Origin of the sequence: Shewanella sp. 8A (assembly GCF_023475945.1) — a bacterium.
Taxonomy (GTDB): domain Bacteria; phylum Pseudomonadota; class Gammaproteobacteria; order Enterobacterales; family Shewanellaceae; genus Shewanella; species Shewanella xiamenensis.
Window position 1 is genome coordinate 91,843 of sequence record NZ_JAMDJP010000015.1, and the last position, 18,343, is coordinate 110,185.

Annotated in this window: 13 protein-coding genes and 1 riboswitch; of the genes, 6 read left to right on the forward strand and 7 right to left on the reverse strand. The window is 47.8% G+C overall.

From position 1 onward, the window contains the following. Position 1 precedes the first annotated feature (1 nt). Positions 2–230: riboswitch (cobalamin riboswitch) on the forward strand. 109 nt (positions 231–339) lie between these two features. Both M0413_RS13265 and M0413_RS13270 read left to right on the forward strand, forming a co-directional pair. Further along, positions 340–2,298 carry a TonB-dependent receptor gene (locus tag M0413_RS13265; protein ID WP_249554541.1) on the forward strand — a complete coding sequence of 653 codons (1,959 nt, stop codon included), beginning with the start codon at positions 340–342 and terminating at the stop codon, positions 2,296–2,298. Between the two features lie 261 nt (positions 2,299–2,559). Further along, positions 2,560–3,288 carry an HDOD domain-containing protein gene (locus M0413_RS13270; RefSeq protein ID WP_037414412.1) on the forward strand — a complete coding sequence of 243 codons (729 nt, stop codon included), beginning with the start codon at positions 2,560–2,562 and terminating at the stop codon, positions 3,286–3,288. Between the two features lie 59 nt (positions 3,289–3,347). On the opposite strand, the gene M0413_RS13275 is transcribed toward M0413_RS13270, so the two are convergent. Further along, positions 3,348–4,253: a LysR family transcriptional regulator gene (locus tag M0413_RS13275; RefSeq protein ID WP_249554542.1), complete on the reverse strand. Its 906-nt coding sequence runs from the start codon at positions 4,251–4,253 to the stop codon at positions 3,348–3,350. A 200-nt stretch (positions 4,254–4,453) separates the two neighbouring features. Between M0413_RS13275 and metE the strand changes: the two genes are divergently transcribed. From metE to M0413_RS13295, 4 genes are all read left to right on the forward strand, one after another. Then, positions 4,454–6,724 (forward strand): 5-methyltetrahydropteroyltriglutamate--homocysteine S-methyltransferase, encoded by a 2,271-nt coding sequence (gene metE, locus M0413_RS13280; protein ID WP_249554543.1) that lies wholly within the window; start codon positions 4,454–4,456, stop codon positions 6,722–6,724. Positions 6,725–7,098: 374 nt separating this feature from the next. Then, on the forward strand, positions 7,099–8,310 hold the full coding sequence (locus M0413_RS13285) for an efflux RND transporter periplasmic adaptor subunit (RefSeq protein ID WP_069453534.1): 1,212 nt from the start codon (positions 7,099–7,101) through the stop codon (positions 8,308–8,310). Positions 8,311–8,312: 2 nt separating this feature from the next. Next, entirely contained in the window at positions 8,313–10,283 is a 1,971-nt protein-coding gene (locus M0413_RS13290; protein ID WP_218677858.1) for a MacB family efflux pump subunit, read from the forward strand. A 4-nt stretch (positions 10,284–10,287) separates the two neighbouring features. Further along, positions 10,288–11,733 carry an efflux transporter outer membrane subunit gene (locus tag M0413_RS13295; protein ID WP_218677857.1) on the forward strand — a complete coding sequence of 482 codons (1,446 nt, stop codon included), beginning with the start codon at positions 10,288–10,290 and terminating at the stop codon, positions 11,731–11,733. A gap of 85 nt (positions 11,734–11,818) precedes the next feature. Here the strand turns inward: M0413_RS13295 and M0413_RS13300 are convergent, their stop codons facing one another. The 6 genes from M0413_RS13300 to M0413_RS13325 form a co-directional block, all read right to left on the reverse strand. After that, entirely contained in the window at positions 11,819–12,943 is a 1,125-nt protein-coding gene (locus M0413_RS13300; protein ID WP_047534546.1) for a site-2 protease family protein, read from the reverse strand. Between the two features lie 205 nt (positions 12,944–13,148). Continuing rightward, complete coding sequence (locus M0413_RS13305) at positions 13,149–13,526, reverse strand: DUF4144 domain-containing protein (protein WP_218677856.1); 378 nt, start codon at positions 13,524–13,526, stop codon at positions 13,149–13,151. Between the two features lie 248 nt (positions 13,527–13,774). Further along, a complete protein-coding gene (locus M0413_RS13310) occupies positions 13,775–15,466 on the reverse strand; it encodes a flagellar assembly protein A (protein ID WP_047534553.1) in 1,692 nt (563 codons plus the stop codon). 596 nt (positions 15,467–16,062) lie between these two features. Beyond that, complete coding sequence (locus tag M0413_RS13315) at positions 16,063–16,449, reverse strand: hypothetical protein (RefSeq protein WP_218677855.1); 387 nt, start codon at positions 16,447–16,449, stop codon at positions 16,063–16,065. A 138-nt stretch (positions 16,450–16,587) separates the two neighbouring features. Further along, positions 16,588–17,121 carry a hypothetical protein gene (locus M0413_RS13320; RefSeq protein ID WP_249554544.1) on the reverse strand — a complete coding sequence of 178 codons (534 nt, stop codon included), beginning with the start codon at positions 17,119–17,121 and terminating at the stop codon, positions 16,588–16,590. Positions 17,122–17,233: 112 nt separating this feature from the next. Further along, positions 17,234–18,151, reverse strand: a complete 918-nt coding sequence (locus M0413_RS13325; RefSeq protein ID WP_218677853.1) for a hypothetical protein — start codon at positions 18,149–18,151, stop codon at positions 17,234–17,236. Between the last annotated feature and the right edge of the window lie 192 nt (positions 18,152–18,343).

Consider the following 18,343-nt stretch of genomic DNA (forward strand, 5'->3'; position numbering starts at 1 on the left):
TTTTGAGTCAACCTTCTGTGGTGCTTGCGATGATGAAGTCGCGAGATAATCGGGAAGCCAGTGAAATTCTGGCACTGCCCCCGCAACGGTAAAAGGTGAGAGACGACCGCATTTGATAGGAGTTCACGATGAACACTGAAATCGAGTGTGTAAAGGTCAGTTTCGCGTTCATCTCAAGTTGAGATGGATATAGCCTAAGTCCGGAGACCGGCCCTAAAGGTGTTTTTGAGATTTCGGTGGGCAGATCTCAAAATGCGATAGTGACTATCAGTGTTTTCTACTGAATCAACGGTATCGTGGCGCTAATGCCCCGTTTTCCTTGTAGGAGTTAAAGGTAAAATGGGAACACATCCAACCAAAATTGCGCTGCTGATTGGCAGCCTTTGCAGTGTATCAATGATCGCGCCCGCTGTGGCTGCTGATGAAACTCATGCCGCCAACGTCGATGAGCATATCGTGGTGATTGGTCGTGCTGATAAGACCCCGTTAAATATTGCCGCTAATGTGAATGTGATTGATGCTGCGGCGATTGAAATGAGTGGCGCGACTAATTTGACTGACGTCTTACGTGGTCAGAGCGGTATTCAAATTTCGGATAACAATATTGGTACTAGCTTTGCGATGCGCGGTTTTAGCGCCAGCGCTGCGGTAAACAACACCTTGATTTTGCTCGATGGTCGCCGTCTGAATAACATTGATATTGCTGTGCCTAGCCTGAATGCAATTCCCTTAAATCAGGTTGAACGCATCGAGATTTTATCCGGCAGTGCGGGCGTGCTTTATGGCGACCAAGCGGTAGGCGGGGTGATCAACATTGTGACTAAGTCGCCTGAGAATACCGGCGGCAGCGTGCAATTATCCGGCGGTAGCTTTAATACCTATGAAGGTCGCGGCGATGTGTCTGGCGCGATCAACAAGGATTGGCGCTATTTCTTGACCGGAAGCTACAACCAAGGTGACAACTATCGTCAGCATAACGCCAATGAAACGGGTTCTATCCTTGGCCGCATTCAATATAAAACGGCGACTGATTCGTTCTTTGTCGAAACCAGCTATTACGATGATGACCGCGAAAATCCAGGGGCATTGACTAAAGATCAATTTAAAGACAACCCACGTTACTCTGGGAACGATAAGCAATATTCCCATGAAATGACCACTGCGGCGCGTACGGGCTATCAGCATCAGCTTAATCAAAACTGGGCATTAGCGGCGGATCTGGATTACAGCGATACCTTAGTCAGCTCACTCAATTGGGGCCAGAGCCATAATACTCGCTCACTGCTGATGTTTAGCCCTAAGGCGCTCGCCAACTACAGCACCCGTCAAGGCGAGCTAAACCTAGTGACAGGTTTAGATATCAGCCGCGGTAAAGCCGAGTTTGACTCTATGGCGCGCAGCAATGTGCAGGAAATGCAAAGTGCTTACCTGCAAGCCACTGTGCCGTTAAGTCACACCTTAAGCTATGTGGTGGGCGGACGTTACGCGCGGGTGACTGACGATCTGGTTGATGGCAATGTCTATCCAAATGGTATCGATTTAGATGAAGATGCTACCGCATACGAGTTCGGTTTAAATTACCGCCCGAGCGCGGAGCACAGATTCTATCTACGTGGCGATGAAAACTTCCGTTTCGCTAAGGTGGATGAGCAGGCCTACACCCCGAAAGATGTGTATGGCTTAAAGCCGCAGACTGGCCGCTCCTATGAGGCGGGTTGGGATTGGACGGCCGCCAGCCAAAGCCTGCGCGTGAGTTTGTATCGCCTCGATTTAGAAGATGAAATTGTCTTCGACCCGAGTGCTGAAAAACCCGTTGGTGGTAGCTTCCAAGGTGCGAACGTCAATGCCGATGCTTCACGCCGTTATGGCGCGAGTGCCGATTGGGATTGGCAGGTGACTAAAGCGTTGCAACTAGGTCTTGAGTACAACTATATTGATGCCGAATTTACCGATGGGCTAAATGATGGCAAGAAATTGTCTTGGGTGGCCGAGCATTCGGGACGCGGTTATGTCAGCATGGATTTTGCCGAACATTTTCAAGTCTTTGCCGAGGCGATTTATACGGGCGATCGCTTTATCGAAGGCGATAATGCTAACCAAGGCGATAAATTGGCTAGTTATGTCTTAGGTAACTTGGCACTTAACTATACCCGTGACGCTTGGTTAGCGAGCCTGCGTATCGATAACCTGTTCGATAAGGACTATGTCAGTGCTGGTTATTATGCTGGTGGAACCTATGACGGCTATTACTCAGGCCGAGGCCGTGATATTCGCTTGACGGTAGGTTACCGCTTCTAAGCCGAATCCTGATAATTAAGTGATTTAGCGCATTTTAAAGCCAGACGTTGTCTGGCTTTGTTATTTCTGCTGTTGGGTGCAGAGAAAAATCATTTTTACGGGTGTAATATAGGCTAAGTCGTTGCTTATACTGTAAAGCACATCATCTTTAGGGTTAACGCAATTATTCTACGACTTAGTGCTGAAATTCTTTGTAGTTTGGGTATGATGTGAGCGGTATTCGAATCATCTTATAGCTAATTAACAGGTGTAAAGTGTCCTATGACAGATCTTGAGCAACAGGTTTTTACTCAAGTGAGAGCCATCATAGCGAATGAAGAGCAAGTCATTGGCCGCCGTGGGATCTTAATTCCACTGAAAAAGGCCATTCTTGCCGAAGGCGATATTCGTAATGTGATCGATATTATTTCGAGTGATCCCGCGTTAGCGGCCCATATGTTGATGCGCAGTAATTCGGCGCAAGCTTCTGGTGTGGTTAGCCCTAAGTCTCGCTCTTTAAAAGATGCCTTAATTCGTTTGGGCCAAGTTAATATTTACCGTTACGCCTTTACATTTTATTTGAAAGAACGCCTCGATGAATTGCCTCAACCCTATAAGAAGTTGGTGCAAGGTTATTGGAAACTCACGGAAAATATAGCAACTGATGCGGTTGACAGCTTAGTTGATATGCCGGATGTCGATATCGACCCCGATGAGGTGCAAACCTTGGCGCTGTTTAGTGTGTTCGGCCAGATTATTGCCTTAACCGCATTTGCTTATTTGAATGCCAGCTCTGAGCAATCTTTCCCGCTAAGTGTGATTAAGTCTTTGATCGATAATCAGCAACAAACTTTAACCATCGAAGCCTTTGAAGCCTTAGATCTTGACCAAGATCTGCGCCAAGAGTTTATGATCGCCCACAATCTGCGCCAGACCCGTAATCAAAATTCCCCCGGGTTAATTCTGCGCCGAGTATTGTCAATGCGTGGTTTATTGCTTAATCCGCTCTAAGCACCGCTCATAAAAACAAAGCCTGCAATAGCAGGCTTTTTTGTTAAACATTTCAACGCTTAATTGGTTTTTTGCTGGCGGGCTAAGCCTTCGCTTGCTACTAGTTGCAGCCAGTTTTGCACTAAGGCCGAGTTCGCGCTGTGGCGGCGATAGGCGCCAAATAGCGGGCGCTTTAAGCCTTCTTGACCCAGTTTGACTGAGGCGAGGCTCAATCCATGTCCCTCATTGATAGACCAATTGGGTAGGGCGGCGATACCGTCCTTACAGGCGATGCGCTGCAATAACATCATGGTCAAATCACAGGTTTTTTGCTCGCCGGCTTCTATGCCCGCGGGTTCTAAAAAGTGACGGTAAATATCTAAACGCGCCAGTGGCACCGGATAACTGATTATCGGTAAACGCGACAATTGCTTGGGTGTGACATAGGCTTCTTTCGCTAAAGGATGATCCTTAGCAACCACTAACTTCACTTCAAAATCAAACAAATGCTGATAGGCGAGCGAGTGACCTGGCACGGGATCTGAGGTCAGCACTATATCCAGTTCGCCCATTTCTAGGGCATTGAGCGAGTCGAATAGATGACGGCTGGAAAGATCTAACTCGGCTTGGGGATGATCTTGCCTAAACTGCTCCATCACTGGCATTAACCAGCGAAAACAGCTGTGGCATTCAATGCCAACTCTGAGCTGATTGGTTTCAGTTTCCAGCCCATTTTTGAGATCGGTTTCCGTCTCTAACACCTTCGGCAGGATCTCTTCGGCGAGGTGCAGCAGGCGTGCACCTTCCTGAGTAAAGGAGAGCGGTTTGCTCTTACGCACAAAAATGGGCGAGTTAATTCGTTGCTCTAACTCCTTAATTTGATGGGAGAGAGCCGATTGAGTGACAAAACGTTTTTTGGCTGCGCCCGCCAAGCTGCCACTTTCCTTCAGGGCCATTAAGGTTCGCAGATGTCTTAGTTCGATCATGATCACTCCAAGTGAATTTCGCTCATGTTGTGCTTGAAATCAATTCGGTTGCTGGCGTAGAGACTATCACAATAAACTTCTAGACGTCCAGACGCCCATTGTGATTTATCTAGGCTTAAATGCAAAAAGTTGCCAAGAAAACACCATCAGCTGGGTGCTAGTGCCGAATATGGCTTATCTCAAATAAAGGAAGATATGGTATGCAATTAAACAGTCTTGGTTTTCCCCGTATCGGGCGTCGTCGTGAACTGAAATTTGCCCTCGAAAAATACTGGCGTGGTGAGAGTACTCAAGCTGAACTACATGAGGTGGCCAAGGAGTTACGTCGTACCCATTGGCAATGGCAAGTGGCCGCGGGGATCGAGCAAGTACCCGTGGGGGATTTTGCTTTTTACGATCAAGTGTTAACCCTGAGTGCGACCCTAAACGCAATCCCTGATCGTCACCGCGGCGAGGGCGCTATCGATCTTGATACCTTATTCCGCGTTGCCCGTGGCCGTGCGCCAACTGGCACCGATGCGCCAGCCTCGGAAATGACGAAGTATTTCAACACTAACTATCACTACTTAGTGCCAGAGCTTAAGCAAGACCAAGTGTTCTCTATCGCCTATGAGCAGTTTTTTGATGAAGTGGCCGAGGCACAGGCGCTGGGTTATCAAGCCAAGCCCGTGTTGTTAGGTCCTGTGAGTTACTTATATCTGGCCAAAACCGTGGGTCAGGATTTCGATAAACTTAGCCTATTGCCCAATCTGTTAAAGGCCTATGCCGAGATTCTTGCGCGTTTTGCCGCGCAGGGCGTGACTTGGGTACAGCTTGAAGAACCGATTCTTGCACTCGAATTAACCGCCGAGTGGCAAGCGGCTATTAGCGAAGCTTATCAAGCGCTTAAAACGGCTCAAGTGAAGATTTTACTCACCAGTTACTATGGCAGCATTAGCCATCATCAGGCATTGGTTTCCGCGCTGCCGGTGGCGGGGGTGCACCTAGATTTAGTGACTGCCCCTGAACAATTGGCCTTGTTTGCTAATGCATTAAGACCAGATCAAATTCTGTCAGCTGGCGTAGTTAATGGCCGTAACGTGTGGGCGGCAGAGGTTGATCAGATTGTCGAGCGTATCGGCGGTGTTGCCCGAGACTTAGGCCAGCGTTTATGGGTTGGCACTTCGTGTTCATTGCTGCACAGCCCTGTGGATTTAGAGGTGGAGACAACGCTCGCTCCGACGCTGCGTCAGCAGCTCGCGTTTGCTAAGCAAAAGCTGTTGGAACTGGCGAATGTGCGTCAATTGCTGCTGGCCCCTGAGTCTGTCGCGGCCAAAGAGATAGTTAACACCTGCGTGGCTCGCCGTGAGGCTAAGGCACAGGCGGCGGATGCTAAAGTGATCGCCCGTGTCGCTGCGCTGACCCCAGCCGACTATGAACGGGTGAGTGAATTTACTGAGCGCCAAGTGGTGCAGCAGCGTAAGTATCGTTTGCCATTGCTGCCAACGACCACGATTGGCTCATTCCCGCAAACACCGGCAATCCGCGGACTACGTAGCCGCTGGCGCAAGGGTGAGCTAAGCGATGCCCAATATACTGAGCAATTACAACAAGTGACCCGCGATACCATCGATCGCCAGCTTAAACTCGGTATCGATGTGCTGGTACACGGTGAGGCCGAGCGTAATGACATGGTGGAATACTTCGGTGAGCAGCTCGAAGGTGTGGGCTTTACCAAAAATGGTTGGGTACAGAGTTATGGTTCTCGCTGCGTTAAGCCGCCATTGATTTATGGTGATGTGAGCCGCCCGAAAGCCATGACGGTTGATTGGGCTGTATTTGCCCAAAGCCTGACGGACAAACCTGTCAAAGGTATGTTAACGGGCCCGGTGACGATTCTACATTGGTCGTTCGCCCGTGAAGATATCAGCCGCGATACCATTGCCACCCAATTGGCGCTGGCAATTCGTGATGAAGTGGTGGATTTACAAAATGCAGGTATTGGCATTATTCAAATTGATGAGCCAGCTTTCCGCGAAGGTCTGCCATTAAAGCAAAGCGAGTGGCAGGCTTACTTAGATTGGGCGGTGAATGCCTTTAAATTGAGTGCGGCGGGTGTGATTGATGAAACCCAAATCCATACCCATATGTGTTACAGCGAGTTTAACGATACGATTGCCGCGATTGCCGCCATGGATGCGGACGTCATCACCATCGAGACCTCGCGTTCACGCATGGAGCTGCTCAACGCCTTTGAAGATTTTGAATATCCAAATGAAATTGGCCCAGGCGTTTACGATATCCACTCGCCAAATACGCCAAGTGTTGAGGCCATGGTACACCTTATCGAAAAAGCGGCGCAAAAAGTGCCAGTGCGCCAACTTTGGGTTAACCCCGACTGCGGCCTTAAGACACGCACTTGGGCTGAGGTAGAACCCTCGCTGAAGAACATGGTCGATGCGACCCGCGAACTGCGTCGCCGCCTTGGCTAAGTGTTTGTGATATCTGAGTAATAAATGCCACAACTGCTTTACGTAAACAACAGGGATACCTAAGGTATCCCTGTTTTGCTATTGGTTGTTTGAACAGACCTTTGCTTATAAAAATCAGCGTTTCACGCCATGACCCTTTAGTTTGAGGTATGCAGACAATCTCAAGTAACACGGATTTATATGGTTCAACGTTTTATCCGTATATTTAAAGGTCTAGGGCGCAAACTTCTACACAGATATTTGCAAATCTTTACCTGATATCGACACTTCCTTCGTCTACTGCGCTTAGCTAACTCTATATACTGGCTGCACTATTTTTCTTCCCGCAAGATACACGCTTGCGCCCATTGGCATTGATGGACACCTAGATTCAGATGAAAAAATCCTCAAAGCGTAAATTGATATTGATCCTAAGCGGCCTCATCCTCCTTGGGGGCGGCGCTTATTTTCTGTTGCATAAACCCGAGGCGGCCCCAAGCTATGTGACGGAGCCCGTTAGACGCGGCGATATTGAAAACTCGGTGCTTGCCAACGGCATGTTGCAGGCCTCCAAGCTGGTGAGTGTGGGCGCGCAGGTCTCAGGGCAAATTCTGAGTTTGCCTGTGGAGCTAGGCCAAGAGGTGAAAAAGGGCGATCTTATCGCGCAAATCGACAGTCTTGCCCAGCAAAACAACCTGCAAAATGCGCTGGCATCCCTTAAAAACATCAATGCCCAGTATCGTGCTAAGCAGGCGCAAATTCGTCAGGCAAAACTCGAATATACCCGTCAGCAGCAAATGCTCGCCGATAAGGCCAGCTCCCGCGCAGACTTTGAAGCCGCCGAAGCCACGCTCACGGTGTATCAAGCCGAGCTTGAGCAGTTAGAAGCGCAAAAACAACAGGCTGAAATTAATGTCGACAGTGCCAGAATCGATTTAGGTTATACCAAGATCACTGCGCCTATGGATGGCACCGTCGTTTACTCTGCGGTCGAAGTGGGTCAAACCGTTAACGCCAATCAAACCACACCAACCATAGTCGAGATGGCGCAGCTCGATACCATGACGGTCAAGGCGCAGATCTCCGAAGCCGATATCGTCAATGTGCGCCCAGGACAGCCAGTGTATTTCACTATTCTTGGTAGACCTAACCATCCCTATCGCGGCACCTTAAGGGCGATTGAGCCTGGTCCGACGTCAATGGATGGTGACGATAGCAATATGAGCTCGAGCGATTCAGACGCCATTTATTACCATGGCCTGTTCGATGTCGAAAACCCCGACCGTACCCTACGCATTGGGATGACGGCGCAGATTTCGATTGTGCTTGCCAAGTCTGATGATGCGCTGTTAGTACCATCGCAAGTGCTGAGGGTAAAACCAAGGAATAAAGCGGCTCCGCCAGCGGAAGGCAAGTCCCGTGGGCCGCAATATCAAGTGCCTGTATTGGTGAATAATCAAGTGCAATATGTGGATGTAACTGTTGGTATTAATAACAAAATCAATGCCGAAATCCTGTCTGGCCTGAACGAAGGCGACCAAGTGGTGCTCGGAATGCCCGCCGACGGCTCGACCATGAAGTTCCGTGGCCCACCAATGAGGTTTTAAGCGTGACTAAGCCATTACTGGAAGTGTCAGCTTGCTACCGCAGTTTTCAGGCGGGTGAGCAACAACTGACTGTACTCAAAGATGTTAATCTTTCCATCGCCCGTGGTGAGATGGTGGCGATCGTCGGTGCCTCGGGTTCGGGTAAGTCGACCCTGATGAATATCTTGGGCTGTTTAGATAAACCCTCAAAGGGCTCGTACTTTATCGATGGCCAAGATACCTCGCAGATGGATGTGGATGAACTCGCAAAGCTGAGACGTGAGCATTTTGGCTTTATTTTTCAGCGATATCATTTGCTTGGCGATCTTAATGCCGTCGGTAACGTCGAAGTGCCCGCCGTCTACGCGGGTAAAGATCGTCTTGAACGTAGACAGCGCGCTGAGCACTTATTGTCGCGCTTGGGTTTAGGTGAGCGTCTCGACCATAAGCCGAATCAGCTCAGCGGCGGCCAGCAGCAGAGGGTGAGTGTGGCGCGGGCGCTGATGAATGGCGGTGATGTGATCCTTGCCGACGAACCGACGGGCGCTTTAGATAGTCACAGCGGCGAAGAAATGATGCGGTTATTACAGGAACTGCACCGCGAGGGCCACACCATTATCATCGTGACCCACGATATGCATGTGGCGCAGCATGCCGACCGTATTATTGAGATTAAGGACGGGATGATTATCAGCGATGAGCCTAATCCCGCCTCAAACGTTGCGGCTGCGCCTAAGACTGAAGTGATCCCCGCCAAGACGAAGGTGCGCGCCCGCGTGGCGGCATGGGACAGATATGCCGAAGCCCTGAAAATGGCGCTGCTGGCGATGTCGACCCATAGATTGCGCACCTTTTTAACTATGCTCGGCATTATTATCGGTATCGCTTCAGTCGTGTCTGTGGTGGCGCTGGGTGAAGGCTCGCAGCGGGAAATCTTAAAGAGCATTAGTTCAATGGGCACCAATACCATAGACATTCGCCCCGGCTCAGGCTTTGGCGATAGGCGTTCGGCAAAGGTACGAACTTTGACTGCAAGCGATGCTAATGCACTGAAAAACTTACCCTATGTCGATAGCGTCACCCCGAGCATCGGTTCGAGCGCGACGGTGCGTTATGGCAATAAGGCGGTGACGGCGACTGTGAATGGCGTGGGGCCAGAGTTCTTCCGGGTTAGAGGCTATGAGCTCGCCCAAGGGCAGTTTTGGGACGATGACAGTGTTAATGCGTTAGCCCAAGATGCGGTGATCGACGAGAACACCCGTAAACAGCTGTTCCCTAACAGTAGCGGCGTCATGGGCTCTGCCATCGGGGAAGTCATCTTCCTCGGGGATTTGCCGGTGCGGATTATTGGTGTCACTCAGCCTAAGGAAAGCGCCTTTGGTAACAGTGATGCCCTCAATGTGTGGGTGCCTTACACCACGGTATCAGGCCGAATGGTAGGCAAGAAATACTTAGATGGGATTACCGTGCGGCTCGATGAGTCGGTGCCGAGCAATGCGGCGGAGCAGGGCATTATTAGCCTGCTGAAGATGCGCCACGGTACACAGGATTTCTTTACCATTAACACGGATACCATTCGCCAGAATATCGAGAAAACCACCGCGACCATGACACTATTAATCTCGGCTATTGCGGTGATTTCCCTCGTGGTGGGCGGCATTGGGGTAATGAATATAATGCTAGTGTCGGTGACCGAACGTACTCGCGAGATTGGCGTGCGCATGGCGGTTGGGGCGCGCCAGAGTGATATTCTGCGGCAGTTTTTAATTGAGGCCGTGTTGGTTTGTCTGTGCGGCGGCGCGCTTGGGGTGGCCTTGGCCTATTTGATTGGCGTGGTATTTGCCCAAGCGGGAGGCAGTTTCCAGATGATTTATTCGACGACTTCTATTGTAGCCGCGTTCGCCTGCTCCACCTTAATTGGGGTGTTGTTTGGTTTCCTCCCTGCCCGTAATGCGGCGCGTTTAGACCCAGTGGATGCACTAGCAAGAGAGTAACGCAATGAATGATCAAGTTTTAACGCATCAAAACAAATTAAACTGCCGTGTCGGTTTATCGCTCAAGGTCAGTGTGATTGCCATCAGCATCGCACTGCTGTCAGGCTGTGGCGCGCTGATGCGCTCCGACTTTGAGCCGCCTGCTTTGCAGGTGCCAGAGCAGTGGCAGCATACCCAAGTGAATGACCCTGTGAATGGTCAAGTGAGCCTCGACCCTTGGTGGCAGAAGTTTAATCAACCCGAATTAAATCAGCTGATTAGCCAAGTGCTTAGCAGCAATAATGACCTGACACTCGCCACCTTAACCTTGCAAAAGGCGCGTTTACAGGCGGGGTTAGCGCGGGATGATTTGTATCCACAGCTCAGCTCCAATAATACCGCGTCTGTGAATAAACCGCTGGAGAGCGGCAGTTCGAGCAAGACATTTCAGGCGAACCTGTCGGTAAGCTATGAAGTGGATCTCTGGGGTAAAGTGTCGGCCAATATCGACCAGGCTCAATGGACTGCGCTGGCAAGCCTAGAAGATAGGGAGAGCACGGCGCAGAGTTTAGTCGCGACGACGGCATCCCTCTATTGGCAGATTGGCTATCTGCATCAGCGGATTGAACTAAGCAATAAGAGTATTGAACACAGTCGGCAAACACTGGCGTTAACCCAGCGCCAATATGTCTCGGGCGCCGTGACTGAGCTGAATGTGCTCGAATCCCAACGCAGTTTAGCGGGACAAGAGGCTTCCCACAGCCAATTGCAGCAACAGTTAGCTGAAGCCGAAAATGCGCTTGCGATCTTACTCAATCGCGCACCGGGGCAAGTGGCGGTTGAGATTAAGCAATTGCCGGACAGTGCGGTGCCTGAGGTTGGCGTTGGCATTCCCGCCGACTTGGTCGGCCGTCGTCCCGATGTGAAGGCGGCTTTGTACCAATTGCGCTCGGCGCTGGCCAGTAAGGATGCGACCTACGCCAGTTACTTCCCAAGTTTGAGTTTGACTGGCAGCGTGGGTGAGTCGACCTCTGAGCTAAAAGAGCTGTTGCGCAATCCCGTGGGGAGTTTAGGTGCGGGTTTAGTGCTGCCTTTTTTGCAATGGAATCAAATGCAAATCAACAATGATCTTGCTGATATCGACTACCAAACGGCGATTGTGAATTACCGTAAAACCCTCTACAGCGCTTTTGAAGATGTGGATAACGCTATCTCGGCCAAGCAGCAATACGCCTACCAAGGTGAGAAGCTTGAGCAGCAATTTAGCGCCGCCGCCCAGGCCGAAGCGATTTATGAGAGCCAATATCGCCATGGCGCTATTGGCATTCAAAATTGGATTGATGCGCAGGATAATCGCCGCAGCGCCGAGGCCGCATTGCTGGAGAATCGTTATAACCAATTAACGGCCCAAGCGACACTTTATCAAGCCTTAGGTGGGAGCGATATTGCGCCGCCATTAGCGGATAATTAATTGAATTATTAGATAAATAAAAACCGCGATGCCTTAAGCAATCGCGGTTTTTTATTATCTCGCTTTTCTCTTAATGCGAGTCAGATTAGCTGCGCAGGATCTGGAGTGGCAGGCTTAACATATCATCGCCCGTGCCTGCTAAGTGCCAGATAATCCCAACGAGGGCGGCAACGGTCACTAAGTACCAAATGGTTGAGAATATCTGCCCATATCTGTCTAGCGGCAACAGGTGGCTTTGATGACGAGTACGCCATTCAAATACAATTTCTAAGCTGCCGATAAGTAGCAAGAAACCGAGCAAGGCTAAGCCTAAGGTGTAGCTGATATACACCCCAAAGGCGGCGCCAATCACACAGGCGATTAAGCCCATGATGCTGTTCATCGAGAAGCTAATGCTCTTTAAAATATGGCCGCCATCGAGGGGTAAAATCGGCAATAAATTAAACAGGTTAAGTAGCGCGTTAAAGGCCGCAAGCCCCGCAAAGAAGACATTGTCCGTCATGTGGTAAGCGATAAGCGAGCCTACCGACATCAACAGGCCGAAGGTTGGCCCCATAATCGAGATGACCACATCCTGCCAGCGGGTGTTAATCTTTTCATCGCTGAGGGCGAGTCCCCCCATAAAGGGGATGAGGTAAATTCCTTTGGTTTTCATCCCAAAGTACTTCATCGCGCGAATATGGCCGTACTCGTGGAATACCAAACAGGCGATAAGTGCCAAGGCAAATTGGAAGGAAAACAACCAAGAGTAGGCCGCCACACTCGCGCCCGCGAGAACCACTTTGATGACCTTAGCGCTTTTGAGTAGCTTAAATCCAAGGGAAGCTAAACCAACAAAGCTAAATTTTTGTGGTGTAGTCACTGGGATTTCAGGGGTTTGGCGTTCGATATCTTTTTCGGTACGAGTGCCTTGGGCAATCACTTCTTCATCAATAAGCAGTCGATAGTCGAATCTAAAGGGCTGCCAAACCACATCGGTTTCAAGCCGCACAAGGATTTTATGCTCAAGAACTTGCGCTTCGCCATGCTCGCTGGCCAATTGGCTATGCTGTTGAGTGAGTTCAAATTCATGGACTTTGAGACCGCCATTATCCACTGAAGCGGCTTTTTGTGAGACTAAGGTATTGTCCCAAAAGAGTTGTTGCCAACCTGCGAGGGAGCCTTCCAAACGCAGTGATTTGCCTAAGCAGTCAATCTTAAGTAGTTCCAATTTAGGTTCCGTTTGTTGGTGTATCCGAATGATGTCCAGCGTTGATTTGGCACTTTAAGGCAAAGTATGCAGACCAATTGCTTTGGACATAACGGGCTGGGCCGTTCGTGATAAATTATGCCTGCTAAATGTGGTTGAGGATATTAGCTTTTTGGATCATCTCGTTGAAGACTGTGAATCCTATCAGATTTTACTTTGCTTCTGCTTAGTCATCTAAGCTATGGACGATTTCCATCCCTTGGGCGAATGTTGTAAACGCTAATTTGGCCACACAGCATTGGCCTACGGCATTGGCATGTTTTTGTACCCATTTGATAAAGTCGGTAAGTGGCAACTTTTGCTCTTGTTTGAGTAGCTTAGGTAGTTCGCCAATGGGATCTTCATGAATAGTGCTTGGGGTGGCGCGGATCAAATATTGGTTACCTAAGCTGTCGAGTAACAGGTCCGTATCGATAAATTGATGCTGGTAAAGGCAGGCGAGTTCTAACCAATCACGTTGATGGCCAAGATAAAGGAGTTCATCATTTTGAGTCAGCTTAACTACTGCAGGCCATTGAATATCAGCCATTTTTACTTGAGTCATGTGTATTCCTGAGGCCATGTTCTACTTCAACCTATCACATTTATCCTTATCCCCCAACGCTGGCGTTTACGTGGGGAATCGTAGGCAGTATGCCACCGACTAGGTCAAAGAAGAAAGTCATTGAAATTTTCTTGGGCGAGGATTCACTCGTGGATAACAATGAGGGGGTTATGATTGAAGCAGCAGCCCTAAGGGGCGCGCCACGTTGAATGACATGTGCGCCCTTAGTAAAACGCTTTGAACGTTATTTAACTGGCTGCCGCTTGTGCTTTAGGTTTGGCATTGTAATCAAAGTTAATCTCTTGATTAAGATTGGTGATGGAGCAAGTGCCATGTTCGCGGGTAGTTCTATGATTAGCTTGGCCAATATGAAATTCGACATTGAGGAATACATGCTTAATCACATCGATGTGATACTTATCGAAATAACTTTCCACTTCCTGTTTTAGGCTATCAAATTCGAGCTCTTCACGGGTGCGCTCGTTTAAAATCCGATTTTTCTCATCGAGCATCATCTTAATCTGCTCAATCATTACTGGATCATTTTGCCATTCGGATTTTGGGGGAAGTCTTTTTAGGCGAGCTTCAATATCGAGGGTGGCTATCACCATTGATTGGACACTTTCCTCCAGCTGTTTGAGGTTTTGCTTGAGCTCGCCTTGCTCCATTGCACAAAAGACTTCTGTTTTTGTCCCCGCAGTGGCACCAATGGCAACGGCAATGAGTCCTTTTTCAGCATGGGCGACGCCACCAGTTAAATCGCCGCGGCGACCGCTAGTGTCACTTATCGTCAGGGTTCCTGCTGTTTTGGTATTACTATGAAGTAATTGCTTAGTGATCAGAATATTCCCCTTTGCAGTTAATTGGGAATATTGCACAAACTGGGCGCTGATTTGCCCTTGAGCTGTGAGGTTAGTCGAAAACTCATTGACGCGAATTTGCCGACCAATAACGCCTTTACTAACGGTAATATCGCCTTCTGCCTCAAGGGTCGCTGAATCGACAAAGCCCATCACAGTAATATCACCGGAGCTTTTCACTATCATGCCTTCGTGTACATCACCTGTGATTAAAATACTGCCTTTAAAGGTGACATGACCCGTGCTGATATCGACATCTTTTAGCTGTAAAACATCATCAACATTCATGCCTGTGCGGGTTTCAACGGGTTGCCCTGCTACAGTGGCGATGAGTTTGTTGGGATCATTCGGATGGATGCTGGTACCTGTTCCTGCGAGTAAAGGCAGATCCTTGCCAGGCTTTTGCTTAAGGACTTCTCCTTTAATGTTATAACCGGGAGAGCCTTCGGTCCCTGGGTGTTTGATCATCAAAATATCGTTAGGCTTGACCATTATCATGGAGCCAAGATTACGCATATCCACAGTACCATCTTCGCGCTCCTGCGGCTGGAGTAAGCGCTCACGGGCCAGCGAAACCTTACGCTCTAGCACGGCATTTTGGCCGTTTACAGGGTGCTTGCCTTGGGCGATTTCACTTTGACAGCTATCGCCGGGTTTGAGCTTGGTGATTTTTTGCAGCAAGGTTTGGATTTTAAGTTTGCTTAAGCCCATGCAAACATTATTTTTTTTAAGTTCAGTAAGAATTTCAGGTAAGTCGACCGCTTTCCCTCCACAAGGGGCGGTTAGGGTCATGGTGGCGAGCATTTTATCTGGGCTGATTTCAATCTTAACACTACCATCTCGGCGTTCAGCCAGTACGGAAAACAGTTCAAATTTACCATCTTCTTGATGATACAGAGAGTTGGTTTGCGCCACCACTTTATCGATGGCCTGATCAAGTGGATACAGTGAGCAAAACTCTGGGAGCGATAACAGGCGCATCACATCATCACGGGTGATGGGGCCATGCTCTTTGGGGATCAGGCGTAATTCCGCCTTGCTTTTGTCACTGCTTAACTCGAGGAGTTCAGGGGCCAACATAGAGCGCTTCCTTACTCGTTTGTTTTATTATTGTTTTATCGGCTAACGCGAGTATAACAGTAGAAACTTTGCGCAAAGAAGCCTTTTCGGCGCGAAAAAATGTAAATGTTGTGTTTTTGTTGTCATGGTCTATTGGTTGATTTATCAATAGATTTTTTATTTGATTAACGATAGTTAATCTAGTGTAATCTCTGGTTTTTTTCAAAATCTCAGCACGGGTGTTGATTGGGAAAGTTTTTTTAGCTTAACAAAAAATAAACTTTACAACGCTGTCGGGTATGTTAGGGGAGAGGTTGACTGGACAAAATTCTTGATAATTTAGCGTTTACTGCATTTGATACTGTTCACAAAATGATGAAAATCTTCTCTAGATAGCAGCAAGTGTTCGGCTGCGGATCACGACTTTATTGTGGTGTTCTTAAGGGGGGAAGGTTTCTATCCAGATGGGGCGGCGCGTTAAAATCTTCGAGTAATCTAGCTTAGAGGTAAAGTGGGCTAGGTGCTTTGCTTCCATTCGTGGGGTTAGGCATAAATCGCAGGGGCAGGATTCAAAATTCTATGGTTTAACATTTGATTACCTCTTTTCTATTCTTGTGTTACCCCCCATGAGTCAGTTCAAATAGAGGAGCTTTATTGCTTGGCCATGTCGGTTTTTCTATGGGGGACTCAAAAGTTGTCAGCCAAACTTCAAGCTCACCGGAACCTGATAAACATCCCATGTAGGAGAAACACATACCGCTATCTATCATGTTATTGGCAAATTGAATTGCCTCTTCAAGGGAGCCTTCTTCCTTGTTATGGCTGAAGGTTGCATCGTCCCACACCCATTTAATAGGTGCCCCATCTTCATCACAAGCAAGGTATCTTACGTTCTTATAACCTTCGCTAGCTGCTGTTAATGAATCCAGAAAGGATTCTCTGATTTCTGAGAATTTCTTTTTGAATGCTTCAATGCCTAAATCTTTACTAATAATGTGCTTCATACTTGCTCTAGAGGTTAACGCTTGTATTAAGTGGTTAGCAGTACAGAACACTGCTCTTAACACATTGTGCCGCAAACAGTTAAGACGAAGTAAACTGAAAGTTTCGAGTGTTGCTAATCCGTATTAAATGCTCGTTTGTTAGGAATAATTTTCCAGATTATCCGGAAATGTCACCACCTCGGTTTTAGCCTTTATCAAGTCGCTTATGGTAAACACTGGAAGATGCCCTCCAAACTCACGAAATGCTAAGCGATTGAAACGGTTAAAATCTTTTACATTTTCTGTAACTAAAAATGAATTTGCATTCCAAGCACACATGAAAATTAAAGCATCATTCGCTTGCTTACGAGCAGAAGAACCACTTGTATTTTCAGCATCCATCCAACCAATTAGTTTATGTCTCGCTCCATACCATTCGTGTTGCTGCGGAACATAGAGAAATTTACGACCTGATTTATTAGTTCTAATTGAATCTATCTCATCTACAGTATCCGAACCCACATTCTGGATATATTTTGAAACATACAGTTCAACAGCAGCTTGCAGCTGTCTTGGGTCAGCTTTACTTGTTGGACCAAAGCCAACTTCTAACAATGAAACAGCCGAAATATAAGTCGAAAAATACTGTCCTGCTGTATCAATGACATCTTTGACTTCTGGGTTTAAGTGCATTTCATTTACTATGCACGAATCCAAGAACATACGTCTATTCTTTAGGAAAAAAGATGATGACTTTGGACAACTAGATCTTAACTTCATTTTGCCTCTTATTCCTACGCTTAAATCAGCGGCGAAGTCTCTGGATTTTCTTGTTAAATGACTTGTCGCCAACTCCAAAATATAAATTCGTCCCCGTGACAAACTTAAAGACGGATAGCCTGTAAAGATCGCGCAATAACTTTGGCGCTTCTTGTTGGTTCTCATCTAGATCGCCAACAATCTGATTGTAAAGCTCTCTATATTTTTCCTGTGGCTTTAATGCGCTCTCTATTAATTTACAGCTATTTGCAACAAATTCTGTGTTTTTTATTTCTTGGTCAGTTTCGGACGCAGATAACCGTCTTAGCTCGATAATAAGGTCTTTGCTTTCAACCTTTTCAGGTTCTGAGTGTGCAATGCCATTTGTACCAGCTGCAATATAAGTATATGCCCTGTGGCCAATTAATTTGCTCGGTTGGCAAAAATTGGAGTTCTGAATAAAAGACTGAGACTTGTGTACATCCCAAAATTCCTGCTTAGTGTGGAATGCAGGACTAGCATAAGTAACGATACCTTGGTCACCCACAGTCGTCTCTAAAATTTCGAGAGTGGATTGTTGATGTTCTAGAACTTTATACCTGTAGTACTCTTGATTCCATGAATCCCATTCAGTTGCAGTATCTTTAACCATTCTTTCTGGACGCTTGTGCTGTATGAATGCGTTAAATTTAAACTGAGGGAAGTCATTATTGAATGTATCTTCTAAATCGTAAGCATCTTTAGGAAAGTACATACCATTCGGGTAAGATCTAAAAAATCTTCTGTACCAAGGGTAACCACCTAGAAAATGGCGCCAAAAGTCTTTGTTTCTCGTAAACAGCGCAGCATCAAAACCCAGCACATTTTCTAGATGCTGTCCCGGAGGAAAAATCAAATTACTTCCTTGTAGCAACTCTATATTTAAATGCTGTTCATATTGTTTTTCTTCGAACTCTGATAACAACTCCGATACTCCTTGTCATTTAACGCCCGAAGCAGCGGCGCGCGTTAGCGCGTCCAGCCCGAAGGGCGATGCTGCCTTTACTTGTGTACGCCCAGCATGGGCATGAACTAATGAGGTGAAAGTCCTCTGTAGGAAGGTCACCGTTCAATAACATCCTGTTATTAAACGTTAACTACTAGCGAATGGCAAGGG